This window comes from Marinomonas sp. A3A, assembly GCF_018336955.1.
In the GTDB taxonomy this organism is placed as follows: domain Bacteria; phylum Pseudomonadota; class Gammaproteobacteria; order Pseudomonadales; family Marinomonadaceae; genus Marinomonas; species Marinomonas lutimaris.
In genome coordinates this window covers 2005080-2019970 of record NZ_CP025532.1, presented here as the reverse complement: position 1 = coordinate 2019970, position 14891 = coordinate 2005080, and the positions used below count along the sequence as shown (strand labels likewise).

The window sequence follows — 14891 nt, the reverse complement described above, 5'->3', positions numbered from 1 at the left end:
TAAGTCCTTTTTTTGCTAACGCAATACAACATCATATTGATCTTGCGTATAGACAGAGTCCACTTGAAAACGAATCGTTTTGCCAATAAAAGCCTCTAATTCAGCAACAGCAGCACTTTCTTCATCATGAAAGCGTTCTACTACAGTACTTGCAGCCAATACGGTATATGTTTGCGAATTATAGGCACGATCCGCTCTTAAAATTTCGCGAAATACTTCATAACAAACCGTTTCTGGTGTTTTTACTAGGCCACTTCCACGACAAGAGCGACAAGGCTCACATAACGTCTGACCAAGACTCTCACGAGTTCTTTTACGAGTCATCTCGACTAGACCAAGTTCAGAAACACCGGTGATTTTGGTTTTGGCATGATCGGCATCTAATATTTTTTCGAGCATTCGCAGCACTTGACGCTTATGTTCTTCATCTTCCATATCAATAAAGTCGATAATAATAATACCGCCAAGGTTTCTTAATCTAAGCTGCCTTCCTATTGCCGTTGCGGCTTCCAAATTCGTCTTATAGATAGTCTCTTCAAGATTTCGGCTGCCGACAAATGCACCTGTGTTGACATCTATTGTGGTCATTGATTCAGTTTGCTCAACCAACAAATAACCACCAGATTTCAACTGCACCTTACGGTCTAATGCTTTGTGAATCTCATCTTCAACACTGTACAGGTCAAAAATCGGACGCTCACCTGGATAATACTCAATACGATCTCTCAACTCAGGTATAAAGTCTTCGGCAAATGCCCGAAGCTTAGCGTAGTTTTCTTTAGAATCTATGCGAATTTTTTCCGTTGTTAACCCTACTAAGTCGCGCATAGTACGCAAATGCAAAGGAAGATCCTCATAAATAATAGAAGGTGCTTTTGCATTTTGCATTCGACGTTTAACAGACTGCCATAAGCGTGTCAGAAACTTAATATCAGCAAGTATTTCTTCTTCACCTGCGCGCTCTGCCGCTGTTCGCAATATATAACCACTGTTTTCATCAGCATCGGTTAAGGCTTCAGATACCAGCGACTTAAGACGTTCACGCTCAACTTCGTCTTCAATTCTTTGACTAACGCCTACATGTGCCTGATCAGGCATGTAAACCAAATAACGAGAAGGGATAGACAGATGAGTAGTTAAACGTGCCCCCTTAGAACTAATAGGATCTTTCGTCACTTGAACCACAAGCGATTGCCCTTCACGCAAATAATCACCAATCTGATCACTTGGGTTAACAGCATCACGGCTCACTACTTCCGACACATGAATAAACGCGGCTCTTTCAAGACCGATGTCCACAAAAGCGGCTTGCATGCCAGGAAGCACACGAACGACCTTTCCTTGATAAATATTGCCGACAATTCCCTTACGACTTGAGCGCTCAATGTAGACCTCTTGTAATACACCGTTTTCAACTAGAGCGACACGAATCTCCATAGGAGTAACATTAATGAGTACATCTTCACTCATGAGACATTTCCTCTAGCGAATGAATTCCAAATTGGGCTAATAATTGCGCTGTTTCATAAAGAGGTAAACCGACGACTGCAGAGTAAGATCCTGAAATAGAGCGAACAAACACAGAACCTAGCCCTTGGATACCATAAGAGCCAGCTTTGTCTTTGGGCTCATGGGTTTTCCAATATTGTTCTATTTCGACATCTGAAATTTCACGAAACAACACATCACTAATAACACATTGAGTTGCGACATGCTCATGTTCTAAATTACAAAGGCATAACGAGGTAATAACTTGATGGGAGCGGCCGGAAAGAAGCCTTAACATAGATCTGGAATCTTCAAGAGAATCTGGTTTACCTAGGATACAACCATCAACCACGACACTAGTGTCTGAAGCCAAAAAAATAGCAGTCGCATTAAAGTTAGCCTGCTGTTGATATTTTAATGAAGCCGCTTTGGCTTTTTCAACCGCCATACGAACAACATAGTCTTCAGCCTTTTCTTGATGATTTGGAGTCTCATCTATATCGGCAGGCAATACCTCAAATTCTTTCACCAGAAGGCTAAGTAGCTCTTTTCTTCTCGGCGAAGCTGAAGCCAAAACAAGCATAAACTTTCCCTAAAAACGGCCTAACGGATAGCATAAATACGTCGTACGCTACGCAAAATAATAAATGACCAAGGCCACAATAGCCCTGTAATAACCGCAGGCATAAAGATCATTAAAGTTGGCTCAGCATGACCAAGATAATGATCGATCCAGAAATCAAGCAGCTGATTAATACTGACTAGCATGCAGATAAAAAAGCCCTGTTGCCAGCGATGATACATTCGTAATCGCTTGTAAAATACAGCACAGGTATAAGCAATAATGACATAGGTTAACGAGTGTTGGCCTATTATCCCACCTTGCAATAAATCTACCATTAAACCTAGGAACCAAGCCATGCCCACACCAACACGAAATGGCAAAGCAATAACCCAATAAAGGATGACCAGCAAAGCCCATTCTGGACGGAACCAAACGAGCTCTTCTGGAAAAGGCATCGCCTCAAGCATTAATGCTGTTAACAGAGTAATACAAAAAACAAAAATCGGTTTCATTCTCGCCCTGCCTTCGGCTTTTCAATGAGCATGACATGACGGCTACGCCCCAATTGAGCTAAAGGAACAACGTCAACATCCGCATAAGCCTTACCTTGCGTGTACTTAACGCCTCTGACCACACCAACAGGGTAGCCACTAGGGAAACGCTTATCCAAGCCTGAGGTGGTTAATATATCGCCTTTCTTAATATCGACAGAACGAGGAACACTCATCAACTCTAAGCGTTTTAAGTCTCCTGTCCCTCTCAAAATCCCCCTAAACCCTGTTCGAGTAAGCTGCACAGGAACAAAATGACTTGCATCAGCAATCAGTAAAACTCGACTGCTGTATGCTGCTGTTTCCACCACCTGCCCCAGAACACCCGTTGCATCTAATACAGGCTGACCAACGTAGGCTCCCGAAGAGAAACCTTTGTCTATCATTAACTTATGACTGTATGCATTTTGATCAAAGCCAATAACTTCCGCCATGACAATTTTCTCATCTACTCGTTGAGAAGCATCTAGCAACTCGCGTAAACGAACATTTTCTGCCTGGAGGGAATCAAGACGCTGCTGGCGACTGCGCAGTAATAAAATTTCTGACTGCAGGGACTGATTCTCTTTAACCAACCCTTCTCTACTTGCAAGATGTTCACCAGCCCAATTGAGCATTTTCTGAGGTGTGTTCACCACAATCTGAATAGGCGTGACAAGTAAGGTCAAATATGGCCTTACTTGTGCGAACACAGAGTAACGAACATCTGCAGTGATCATCGCCATAGACAAAATAACCAGCACAACAAAACGCGCGCTAGAAACTTTGCCACTATACTGAAGCGAATTTTTAATGGTGCGCTCCTAACTTTTACTCATTGTCCGCAGTAAAAAGCTCAGATGCGTGCTTATCCATTAATTCTAAGGCCATACCGCCACCACGAGCCACACAGGTTAGTGGATCATCAGCAATAATAACGGGCAAGCCAGTTTCTTCACTGATTAAACGGTCGATTTCACGCAATAAAGCACCACCGCCAGTTAACACCAAACCAGTTTCACCAATATCTGCCGCCAATTCTGGTGGAGACTGCTCAAGAACGCCTTTAATAGCCTGAACAATTTGTGCCAAAGGTTCTTGTAGTGCTTCTAGGATTTCAGTACTGCTCAAAACGAACGAGCGTGGAATACCTTCTGCTAAGTTACGACCACGAACATCGATCTGTAACTCTTCACCAGTGTGGTAAGCCATACCGATTTCAGTTTTGATTCGTTCTGCAGTTGCATCACCAATCAAACTGCCATATTGACGACGAACATAAGTTGTAATGGCTTCATCGAAGCGATCACCACCAACTCGAATGGATTCAGATGTCACGATACCATTCAAGGAAATGATAGCGATTTCAGTAGTACCACCACCGATATCAATCACCATAGAACCTGATGCTTCCGCAACAGGAAGACCAGCACCAATCGCCGCAGCCATTGGTTCTTCAATAATGTAAACTTCACGAGCACCTGCGCCTAACGCTGATTCTTTGATAGCTCGACGCTCAACCTGTGTAGATTTGCAAGGTACACAAACCAAAACACGCGGACTTGGTTTTAAAAAGCTATTTTCGTGAACTTTGGAAATAAAATACTGAAGCATTTTTTCTGTAACATGAAAATCAGCGATAACGCCATCTTTCATCGGGCGAATAGCCGTAATATTGCCTGGAGTACGGCCTAGCATACGCTTCGCATCGGTACCAACTGATGCTACTGTTTTCTGATTTCCATTGTGACGAATGGCAACAACTGATGGCTCATCAAGCACAATTCCACGGCCACGAACGTAAATAAGGGTATTTGCCGTTCCTAAGTCAATGGACAAATCGCTTGAAAACATTCCCCTGATTTTCTTAAACATGAATTCTTACACCCTGATAATACGATACGAACAGCGTCAAAATGTAACAACCACGGGGCCAATGGGCAAGTTGATTCAGTGTAAAACTGAAAAAAGTTCCCATGTATTTCATTGTTTACTAAAAAATTTTTAATAAATAAAAAATAAGCCCTGTTTTTACCCCTCTTTGCTTTATAGCAATACAACTAAGAGATACAATGGCGGCCATTTACGATAATCAAAACATCAGGTGGAACATGTCCATAGACAAACAAGACGTGCAAAAAATTGCACACTTGGCACGCCTCGCGCTTACTGAGGCAGATGCCGATCAATACCAACTATCGCTTTCTAGCGTTTTATCACTTGTTGAAGAAATGCAATCTGTTAATACCGATGGCGTTGAACCGTTATCCAATCCGCTTGAAATGACTCAACGATTGAGAGAAGACGTAGTCACCGAAGAAAATCGCCGTGACGCATTCTTAGCGAACGCACCGCAGACCGAAGCCGGCCTTTTCCTAGTACCGAAAGTGATCGATTAAGAGAGACAAGCATGTTCGAACAAAGCATCTCGACATTAGCACAGAAATTACGCAACAAAGACATCTCCAGTGTTGAGCTAACCCGCCTTTTCCTAGCGCGCATAGCCAAACTTGACCCTCAACTAAATAGCTTCATCACCGTTAGCGAACAACGCGCCTTAGAACAAGCTGCGGCAGCCGATGCACTTCTTCAAAGCGGAAAAGGCACCAGTTTGACAGGCATCCCTGTCGCCCATAAAGATCTGTTCTGCACAGAAGGCACATTAACAACTTGTGGCTCTAGAATGCTGAATAACTTTATCCCTCCTTACGAATCCACCGTCACCAGCCGCATTCAACAAGCTGGCGCTGTCATGTTGGGCAAAACCAACATGGACGAATTCGCCATGGGCTCTTCTAATGAAAACAGCTTTTATGGTGCGGTAAAAAACCCTTGGAATTTAGACATGGTTCCTGGTGGGTCATCTGGCGGCTCAGCTGCAGCTATTGCCGCGGGATTGGCTGTTGCCGCAACAGGTACCGACACTGGCGGATCAATTCGCCAACCAGCTTCTTTCTGTGGTATCACAGGCCTTAAACCGACTTACGGTCGTGTTTCTCGTTTTGGTATGATTGCGTACGCATCAAGCCTCGACCAAGGCGGCCCAATGGCAAAAAGCGCCGAAGATTGCGCACATTTAATGCAAGCTATGGCAGGATTTGACGAAAAAGACTCTACATCTGCCGATCAACAAGTCGATGATTATGTAGCGAATTTGAATACCCCGTTGACTGGCTTGAAAATCGGTCTTCCAAAAGAATACTTCGGTGAAGGACTAGACTCTAAGGTTGCTGACGTCATTATGGCGGCCGTCAAAGAGTTTGAAAAACTAGGCGCGACAGTAAAAGAGATTTCACTACCAAATCTACAGCTTAGCATTCCAGCTTACTATGTCATTGCACCTTCTGAAGCCTCTTCAAATTTATCCCGCTTTGACGGTGTTCGATTTGGCCATCGCTGTGACGACCCAAAAGATTTGCTCGATATGTACACGCGCTCTCGCGCTGAAGGCTTCGGTACAGAAGTACAAAAGCGCATCATGGTTGGTACTTACGCATTATCAGAAGGCTACTACGACGCTTATTACTTGAAAGCACAAAAAATTCGTCGCCTTATTAAAGAAGACTTTGTCAAAGCATTTGAAGAAGTGGATGTCATCATGGGCCCTGTTGCACCAACCACCGCGTTTGGTCTTGGTAGTAAAACCAGCGATCCTGTTGCTATGTATCTAGAAGACATCTACACCTTATCCGTTAACCTTGCTGGCATCCCTGCCATGTCTGTTCCTGCAGGCTTTGCTGATGGCATGCCTGTCGGACTTCAAGTAATGGGTAACTATTTTGCCGAAGCCAAGCTATTAAACATAGCGCATCAGTATCAACAACACACTGATTGGCATTTACAAACACCAACTATGGCAAAAGGAGCATAAGCATGAATTGGGAAGTTGTTATTGGCCTTGAGATTCATACTCAGCTCTCTACAAAATCAAAATTGTTTTCTGGCGCAGTGGTTGGCTTTGGTGCTGAGCCAAACACTCAAACCACACTTGTCGATTTAGGCATGCCTGGCGCATTACCTGTTTTCAACAAGGAAGCCTTGCGCATGGCCGTGATGTTTGGCCACGCTATCAATGCTGAAATTGGCATGACATCGATTTTTGCTCGCAAAAACTACTTTTATCCAGATCTTCCAAAAGGCTACCAAACCAGCCAAATGGATCATCCTATTGTTGGTAAAGGCTACCTAGACGTAATGCTAGAAGACGGCACCACTTCTCGTGTTGGCATCACTCGCGCCCACCTTGAAGAAGACGCCGGCAAATCTTTGCATGAAGATTTCCAAGGCATGACAGGCATAGATTTAAACCGCTCCAGCACACCATTGCTAGAAATTGTGTCTGAGCCAGACATTCGCTCTGCAAAAGAAGCCGTAGCTTACGTAAAGATGATTCACTCTATTGTGACTTACCTTGGCATTTGCGATGGCAACATGGCAGAAGGCTCAATGCGTTGTGACATCAACTTGTCACTGCGCCCTAAAGACCAAAAAGAATACGGTACACGCACCGAAATCAAAAACGTCAACTCGTTCCGCTTTATCGAAAAAGCAATCTACACGGAGATCGAGCGTCAAGCAGACATTTTAGAAGACGGTGGACGCATCATTCAGGAAACTCGCCTTTACGATCCAGAGAAGAACGAAACTCGCAGCATGCGTTCTAAAGAAGACGCAAACGACTATCGCTACTTCCCATGCCCAGACCTACTTCCTATTGTGTTAACACAAGAATATGTTGACGGTATCAAGGCAACCTTACCTGAGCTACCAAGCCAAAAAGCCGCTCGCTTCCAAAGTGAACACGGTTTAAGCGAATACGACGCAAACGTTCTATCATCCTCTCGTGCTATGGCTGATTTCTTTGAAAATGCCAACAATGTAGTGAAAGATCCAAAACTAACCGCAAACTGGGTAATGGGTGAACTAAGCAAGCTCCTTAACCAAGAGCAGCTAGACATCGAAAACTCTCCAGTCAGTGCGCAGACATTTGGGGAATTATTGGTTCGCATCAAAGACAACACCATCAATGGCAAAACAGCGAAAGACGTTTTACAAGCGATGTGGGATGGTGAAGGATCAGCAGACGCAATAATCGAAGCAAAAGGCTTGAAACAAGTAACGGATACTGGTGCAATTGAAGCCATGATCCAAACTATTTTAGACGCCAATGCCACACAGGTTGAGCAATACCGTGCCGCTGACGACGACAAGCAGAAGAAAATGATCGGCTTCTTTGTTGGACAAGTTATGAAAGCATCGCAAGGCAAAGCCAACCCAGGCTTAGTGAATCCAATTCTTGTGAAAATGCTAAAAGGCTAACCACCTCAACTAGCTCACTTTACTTATAAGCAAAAACAAAAATCCCGCGCATTTCTTGCGCGGGATTTTTTATTGCAAAACAAACACTATTGACCAACAACAGCTAGCCTTGATGAGCAACCACCCTATCTCGGCCTAATTTTTTCGCCACATCTAAATTCAGCTCTGCCTCTCGAATCAACTCTTCAAGAGAATTCATTGGCCGACAACAAACCCCAACACTACATGTTAGCGATATTTTAGCCTCTGTAAGTTCTTTTTGGCGCAAGCGACTTAAAAAGACCTCTAGCCTTTCGATCAAATCCTGCCCATCAGTTTTAGCCATGATACAAAACTCTTCACCACCAAAGCGACACACCTGCATATCTGGAAAAGCATTACTAATCTCTCGCCCTATAACTTCCAATAAGCTATCACCAACAATGTGACCATACAAGTCATTAACACTTTTAAAACGATCAAGATCAATAATAGCCAACACGACATCAGATGGATCATTACGAAACAAAAGCTCCCATTGATCAAATAAAAAACGTCTATTTTTGAGCTTAGTAAGCGGGTCAATGTTTGCCAAATCACGAATGGTTTCAAGCATTTCTTGCGCCTCTAAACTATGAACCACACGACAATGAAACTCTTCATGGTAAAACGGCTTTTTTAGAAAATCATTCGCGCCCGCCTTAATGAACTTGGCAGACAAAGCATTATCCCCTTCCGCAGACAAGCCGATAATAACCAAATCCTGAAAACGAGAGTTAAATCTAAGCATACGAACCAAATCATACCCATTCACCAAAGGCATATTATGATCAGTAATCAGCATCCTAATTTCTACATCTTCCTCAAGCTTGGCCAATGCTTCTTGACCATTTTCAGCCTCTACAACATTGAAGCGATACTGCTCTAGCAAAATCCGGATAAACAAGCGACTCGTAGACGAATCTTCCGCCACTAACACCTTAATTCCTTGGTTCTTACTTAGACGCTCAATCACTTTAATAACATGATTAAAAGAATATCGACTATCCTTGGTGATGTAATCCAAAACACCTTTATTAAGAAGACTGAGGCGCAATTTATCATCAAAATTCCCAGTTAATACAACGCATGGAATTTTGTTAAATAATACAAGATCAACAATCTCTCCGTTTTTTGCGTCCGGTAAATTTAAATCGACAATAGCGGCGAAAAACTCAGACTCAGAGTCTTTTAGTTTATCTTCTGCTTCTTTATAACAAGCACACAATACTGGCGTAAAAACAGGATTCTGAGACAGCAAATGATGAAGGACCTTCAACACCACAGGACTATCCTCAACCACCAATATTTTTTTCTCTAGCATCATTTGTAAAACCCTATCCTAAAAAGCGATATCTGTACTTTTTAACTATATTTTTTGATTATCCCCTATGACCTACGATTACGATACTCTAAAATGATCATCAAGATGCTGTTTTGTAAATAACCAGCAAAGTTAATAACATAAAGATTACACTTATTCATTCCAAGCAAGGTTGTTTATTATGCAATGTCGGTCAGGTTGTGGTGCATGCTGCACAGCACCTTCCATCACCTCTCCAATCCCTGGAATGCCCAATGGAAAAGCGGCAGGAGAACCTTGCATACAACTGTTAGATGACTATCGCTGCGCTATATTTGGCGATCCCTCAAGACCAAAAGTATGCGCAGACTTTACTGCGGTAGAATACGCATGCGGTAGCAATAGAGAAGAAGCCATCAGCATATTGTCGCATTTAGAAGATGCAACAAGCCCAACAAATACCAGTTCATTAAAAAGGAAATATCAATGACCTCAGCGAAACAGCTACTCTCTTTACTCTGCGTCAGCTTGTTGCTTAGCGCCTGCTCTTCATCTGGCTCAAAAAAACAGTTTGTTGTCGTTCCACCAAGCGAATCACAAATAGAAAGCAGCGTAAAAGATCAAGTATCACTAACGCTGAACGCATTTACACCCGTAGCCGGTCAAGCACTACCCAATCAAAGTGTACTTGAGGCTTACGAAAATCGTGGTTATGACCCAATTTGGATAAAAGATAAAAAAATCAATATGTCGATATACAAACTGGTCGACATACTTGAGCAATCTTATACACACGGTCTAAATCCAATTCACTACCATACAGGCATTATCAAAGAGTATTTAGCACTTAAGCAGCCAACACCTCAGCAATTGGCCGAAATGGACGTTATAAGCACAATCGCATTAACGAGTTACGCTCATGACCTAAGCAATGGCCGCTATGAGCCACAGCTAATTGACCCTAATTGGCAGCTAGACGCACCCAACAACAACTGGAAAGACTTGCTGTATCTAGATTCAGCAACAGACATGGTCAATTCATTGCCATTATTAGCACCTCGCAGCCCACAATACCAAATCTTACAAAAGTGGTTAGTGTATTACCAAGATCTAGCAGCGAAAGAAAAAGACATTTTTGTTAACGCAGGTGTTCCTTTATCTGCAGGCGACGAAGGTCCACGTGTTGCCCAACTAAGAGCAAGACTTGTGCAACTCGGAGACATTCGCTTCTCAACTCGCAAGGTAAACGAAGAGCAGTTCGATACACGCTTAAAAGAAGCCCTTATTCGCTTTCAACAGCGCCACCATCTTACCGCAGACGGAGCCGCAGGCTCGAAAACCATTGAAATGCTCAACATTCCATTAGAAGCCCGCGCAAAACAAATTGCTTACAACTTAGAAAGATGGCGCTGGCTACCAAGCGAACTAGAAGCTAACCGCATATGGGTTGACCTAACAAATTATACAGTGGACATGCACCTAAACGGTGAACTCACCTCGATGAAAGCCGTCATCGGTAAGCCCGATAGAAAAACGCCGGTATTTAAAGGCCTGATGACTTACATGGTAACCAATCCTACATGGCGCGTACCTCACCGCATTGCCAGAGAGAATTTATTGCCTAAGCTACAAGCCGATCCAAACTATCTGGTTAAGCATGGCTACAAGGTTTACTCAAGCTGGAGCATTGGCGCGAAAGAACTAGATTCCACCAAAATCAACTGGAAAAGCATTAGCGAAGACAAGTTAGCATTCCGTTTCGAACAAGAACCAGATGAAGGCAACGCACTTGGCCAATACAAGTTCATGTTCCCTAACAAAAATGAAATTTACTTGCATGACACACCTGCAAAACATCTATTTCGTGAAGAAGACAGAGCTTTTAGTTCTGGCTGCGTTCGCCTAGAAAACCCTACAGAGTTTGCTAAAGAAATAACAAAAGGCAGCAAACAATTTAATGACATGAACAAATCACTAAAAACAGGCAGCAATACGGTTATCACATTGCCAACCTATATTCCTGTATATTTGGTTTACTTTACTGTTGTACCAAATGCCAATGGCATGCTGGAATTCCGTAACGACATTTACGAAAGAGATGCTCTGATGGAAGAAGCAATGGGCTATTCTGCTTTTGGCCCTAGAGATTCAATTTAATCACTTCTATTAGCACTTAAATGCAAAACATAAAAAGCCCCATAAACACAGTTTATGGGGCTTTTTAATAGATCAAGATCAAATGATACTTAAGGCAATTTCATTATTTAACCATAATACAAACAGTCACTTCTTCTCGATCATGATAAAGATGCTTCACTTGATACTGATAACTTACTCCTGCCTTTCTCAACAAATCCTCTATGGTCTGCAAGCATAAAGTCACTTCTTGATAACGCTTTTTCATTGGCAGCTTTAGGTTAAAAATAGCTCTTCTTGTCCAGCTACTCGCCAGCCATTTAGCCATTAACTCTGCGACTTTTATTGGGCGCTCAACCATATCGCAAACCAACCAGTCCACGGTGTAAGGTGGCTCGTATTTAAAACCATCAGCCTTTTCGTGCTCAACCAAACCAGTAGACATCAATTCTTTTTGCATTGGCCCATTATCGATAGCGATAACATGAATGCCTTTTTTAACAAATTGATACGTCCAGCCACCTGGCGCTGCACCAAGATCAACTGCCGTCATCCCTTCAGTCAAATCAGCGTCACGCGATCGCTCAGGAACAAACTGCAAAAAAGCCTCTTCCAACTTAAGTGTTGAACGGCTCGGGCCAGCTGCTGGAAAACGTAAGCGACGAATTCCCATTGGAAACTCACTACGACATGCAGCATAAGACACACCTAAATAAGCAGCTTCACCATCCAACATAAATACATGGTGACGAACACCTACCGCCTTATTTCGCAATACACCAGATTTTTTCCAACCCTCTCGCAAAGGCTTTTCCAGCTTTTTAATCAAGCCAGACAGAGCTTTGGCCTCATTGGTATCAGCCGTTTCAATCCAAATTTCTTCCGCTAACGGCAACTCACGAGCCGCTTCAAGCAATGACTCCACTCTACCGCCTTGCTCTAATTCAATTACATCGTTAACAGCAATAATCTGGCGAGCAAAAATGAGACGATTAAAATCCAACTGCTGGATCAATGTTTCACCAGCGTCCGGCTGATCAAAGTTATACACAACGTAACCTGCATCAGGAACTACCTTAGCGTAGCCATAAAACCCTTTACTACTAGCCACCTCGGATAGCTCTGCCACACAATCTTTTTCGAAGCCTTGACGGCAGTAAACCAAAACATTTTTCATTCAAATTCCTTCTCAGTCAGACATAGCATCTACTGAGTTATATTAATTACTTTTTAGAGGGCCATTTTAATAAAGACTCATCAAATTGAGTCGCAACAAAATCAGATAACTCAGATGAAAAACGCTCCCCTGACTTAGGAAGACTGACGTAACTCTTCACTTCACCCTGCCACTGAAACCGCAAAGAGTAAGCATGTAAATACCCTCTGTCTGCCTCTTCTCCACTGTACCTAAGATCCCCTAAAATAGGCGACCCTAAACTCTTTAATGCAACACGTATTTGGTGCGTTTTACCCGTTAAAGGCCTAACCATAAATACCCTAAGCCCTTGAAATGAGGCAGAAAAAAACTGCGTGACAGCTAGGTTTTGATTGTCTTGAGTCAGCTTCCACTGGCCTCTTCGGCTTGGCACCATACCACCAGCTATGGTCCCTTGTTTCTTTTTAGGCTTTTTTGTAGACAAAGCTAAATAGCGCTTTTCCATCTCATGATTTTCAAACATCTTCCCAAACACGGCAGCTGCCGCTGCGTGACAAGCAACTATCAACAGACCTGATGTCATTTTATCTAAACGATGAACAGGGTAAAAATCCTGGTGCGGATAAGTAATAGCCAGAGCCTGCATCACTCCCAACTCTTCTGACTCCGCATGAAAACTCATACCAGCAGGCTTTTCAATAATCCAATAATCAACAGAGCAAAATAGTATCTGGAGCAAATGAGCCTCATCACGAAAAATAAAGGAAAAATTGATTAGCCAACAAGTTTATCCACAGAGAAAGTGGACAACTCATATGTCAATACAGATAAGTAAATATATTCTAACTTTGATAGTCTGATTGCACAGAAATGCGATTCCGACCACTGCGTTTAGCCTCATACAAACCTTTATCAGCTTGCGCTAGAATTTCTTCATAGCGTGAAACACTTGGAGCAATAGAAGCAACACCAACACTAACGGTTACAGGGATAACAATACCATGCTCAGTCTCGATCAGCATGTTTTCGACCGCCAACCTCATTTGCTCCATAACCACTTCAGCATCCTTCAAAAAAGTACTAGGCATAATGACAATAAACTCTTCACCACCATAACGACCTATTTCATCTTGGGGACGTATAACCGACGCCATCATGGCAGACACTTTTGCCAGAACCAAATCTCCCGCCTCATGCCCAAAGGTATCATTGATTTTTTTAAAGTGATCTAAATCGACAATAGCAAAAACACACGACTCTCTATTGATAACAGAATCGGCAAAAATATTAACCGCATCAGCCAAAACTTTTCTTCGGTTTGAAAGCCCAGTCAACTCATCTATTTCAGCCAAGGTCCGCAGGTGACTATTCACCGACTTCAATCGATTCATCACCAAATTAATAACCATGGCAAAATTGAACGAAAGCCCAAGGAACACCAAAATAATCACGACACTTTGATCGAACGAAGTAAGATAAATTCCTCGTGTACTTAAAAGCTCACACACCAAGAACATCACAATAGACACAACAACTATCCAACACTTGGCAAAACGCTGATCGGCCCTAAAAACGACAAAGGAATAAGCAATAACATTGACAAAAAACCAATGAAATCCGCTATTAGTACCAAAATAAAATAAGCTAAGAATGGATATTTGAGAAATTTTAAGAATAGGCATTAATAATTGAGCACGAGAGAAATACCCAATGTAGTTGTAACGCAAACCAACCAAACCGATCAACAAGCCAATCAAAGAAAAAATAGCAACCGAAGACATCTGACGCAGCGAAAACACAACAAGCATGAACACACAGCTTATGCAGAACATCATGTAGGAAAAATTCACCACATGCTTCTGATTGAGGTCATTCCCAAACTCGTCCTCAAAGCCGATATTTAATAGTTTATATATGATTTTTTTTATCGATGAGAACACAGTACCCTACACTTATTGTCTACATTAAAAGCAATCAAGCTTGAATCGCTATATTTCCCATAAAATATGGTTTCTAGAATGCTGAGGCTAAACGCTACATTCTACAGAATATCAATCACTTTTCATACAAATTCAAACAATGAGAAACATCTTTAAACCCAAAGGTTAAATACTTCAATTCCCTACCATAAAATACCCTTGAATAAAGACAAGCACTTTAAATTTCCGTATTCTAAGCAGGCACAATCAAGCACTTCATTGGCATGAATATTGATTAAATAAACTCATACATCACTAAGACAATCAAAAACATTAACTAATCGGTCAAATATCCTAAATCATCAGCAACATTGCACAAAATTGGTGCGCAGAAGAACCCAAAAAAGCGCACGGTGATTTGTTTTTTTGAAGTGGAACAAAAGAAAGAATAAAAAAG

Annotated in this window: 15 protein-coding genes; 5 read left to right on the top strand and 10 right to left on the bottom strand. The window is 42.3% G+C overall.

The genetic code is table 11. The annotated features are described in order from the left end of the window. Positions 1-15 precede the first annotated feature (15 nt). The 5 genes from rng to CYL31_RS09300 all read right to left on the bottom strand — a co-directional run bounded on the left by rng (position 16) and on the right by CYL31_RS09300 (position 4458). Complete coding sequence (gene rng / locus CYL31_RS09320) at positions 16-1470, bottom strand: ribonuclease G (protein WP_212918630.1); 1455 nt, start codon at positions 1468-1470, stop codon at positions 16-18. After that, positions 1463-2071 carry a Maf family protein gene (locus tag CYL31_RS09315; protein WP_212918629.1) on the bottom strand — a complete coding sequence of 203 codons (609 nt, stop codon included), beginning with the start codon at positions 2069-2071 and terminating at the stop codon, positions 1463-1465. Before CYL31_RS09315 ends, rng begins: the two co-directional genes overlap by 8 nt. A 20-nt stretch (positions 2072-2091) precedes the next feature. After that, positions 2092-2565 carry a rod shape-determining protein MreD gene (gene mreD, locus CYL31_RS09310; RefSeq protein WP_212918628.1) on the bottom strand — a complete coding sequence of 158 codons (474 nt, stop codon included), beginning with the start codon at positions 2563-2565 and terminating at the stop codon, positions 2092-2094. Further along, positions 2562-3347 (bottom strand): rod shape-determining protein MreC, encoded by a 786-nt coding sequence (mreC, locus tag CYL31_RS09305; protein ID WP_283248221.1) that lies wholly within the window; start codon positions 3345-3347, stop codon positions 2562-2564. The genes mreD and mreC overlap by 4 nt, the downstream gene beginning before the upstream one ends. Positions 3348-3414: 67 nt before the next feature. Next, positions 3415-4458 carry a rod shape-determining protein gene (locus CYL31_RS09300; RefSeq protein WP_012069640.1) on the bottom strand — a complete coding sequence of 348 codons (1044 nt, stop codon included), beginning with the start codon at positions 4456-4458 and terminating at the stop codon, positions 3415-3417. 236 nt (positions 4459-4694) lie between these two features. On the opposite strand from CYL31_RS09300, the gene gatC reads away from it, so the two are divergent. Genes gatC through gatB form a run of 3 tightly spaced genes read left to right on the top strand, consistent with a single transcriptional unit; the run spans position 4695 to position 7902 of the window. Then, positions 4695-4982, top strand: coding sequence for an Asp-tRNA(Asn)/Glu-tRNA(Gln) amidotransferase subunit GatC (gene gatC, locus CYL31_RS09295; protein ID WP_212918627.1), 288 nt, complete (start codon positions 4695-4697; stop codon positions 4980-4982). Between the two features lie 11 nt (positions 4983-4993). Next, positions 4994-6454, top strand: coding sequence for an Asp-tRNA(Asn)/Glu-tRNA(Gln) amidotransferase subunit GatA (gene gatA, locus CYL31_RS09290; RefSeq protein WP_212918626.1), 1461 nt, complete (start codon positions 4994-4996; stop codon positions 6452-6454). Positions 6455-6456: 2 nt separating this feature from the next. After that, positions 6457-7902 carry an Asp-tRNA(Asn)/Glu-tRNA(Gln) amidotransferase subunit GatB gene (gene gatB / locus CYL31_RS09285; RefSeq protein ID WP_212918625.1) on the top strand — a complete coding sequence of 482 codons (1446 nt, stop codon included), beginning with the start codon at positions 6457-6459 and terminating at the stop codon, positions 7900-7902. A 103-nt stretch (positions 7903-8005) separates the two neighbouring features. Here the strand turns inward: gatB and CYL31_RS09280 are convergent, their stop codons facing one another. Together CYL31_RS09280 and CYL31_RS20820 are read right to left on the bottom strand one after the other, a co-directional pair. After that, positions 8006-9247 carry a GGDEF domain-containing response regulator gene (locus CYL31_RS09280; protein ID WP_249411750.1) on the bottom strand — a complete coding sequence of 414 codons (1242 nt, stop codon included), beginning with the start codon at positions 9245-9247 and terminating at the stop codon, positions 8006-8008. A 150-nt stretch (positions 9248-9397) separates the two neighbouring features. Next, positions 9398-9526: a hypothetical protein gene (locus CYL31_RS20820; protein ID WP_283248230.1), complete on the bottom strand. Its 129-nt coding sequence runs from the start codon at positions 9524-9526 to the stop codon at positions 9398-9400. On the opposite strand from CYL31_RS20820, the gene CYL31_RS09275 reads away from it, so the two are divergent. Both CYL31_RS09275 and CYL31_RS09270 read left to right on the top strand, forming a co-directional pair. After that, positions 9471-9713 (top strand): YkgJ family cysteine cluster protein, encoded by a 243-nt coding sequence (locus CYL31_RS09275; protein ID WP_249411773.1) that lies wholly within the window; start codon positions 9471-9473, stop codon positions 9711-9713. The genes CYL31_RS20820 and CYL31_RS09275 overlap by 56 nt on opposite strands. Continuing rightward, complete coding sequence (locus tag CYL31_RS09270; RefSeq protein WP_212918623.1) at positions 9710-11380, top strand: L,D-transpeptidase family protein; 1671 nt, start codon at positions 9710-9712, stop codon at positions 11378-11380. Before CYL31_RS09275 ends, CYL31_RS09270 begins: the two co-directional genes overlap by 4 nt. A 103-nt stretch (positions 11381-11483) precedes the next feature. On the opposite strand, the gene rlmM is transcribed toward CYL31_RS09270, so the two are convergent. From rlmM to CYL31_RS09255, 3 genes are all read right to left on the bottom strand, one after another. Continuing rightward, complete coding sequence (gene rlmM / locus CYL31_RS09265) at positions 11484-12536, bottom strand: 23S rRNA (cytidine(2498)-2'-O)-methyltransferase RlmM (protein WP_212918622.1); 1053 nt, start codon at positions 12534-12536, stop codon at positions 11484-11486. 46 nt (positions 12537-12582) lie between these two features. Next, a complete protein-coding gene (locus CYL31_RS09260; RefSeq protein WP_212918621.1) occupies positions 12583-13254 on the bottom strand; it encodes a TIGR01621 family pseudouridine synthase in 672 nt (223 codons plus the stop codon). A 103-nt stretch (positions 13255-13357) separates the two neighbouring features. Next, on the bottom strand, positions 13358-14323 hold the full coding sequence (locus CYL31_RS09255; RefSeq protein ID WP_249411749.1) for a GGDEF domain-containing protein: 966 nt from the start codon (positions 14321-14323) through the stop codon (positions 13358-13360). Positions 14324-14891: the final 568 nt, after the last annotated feature.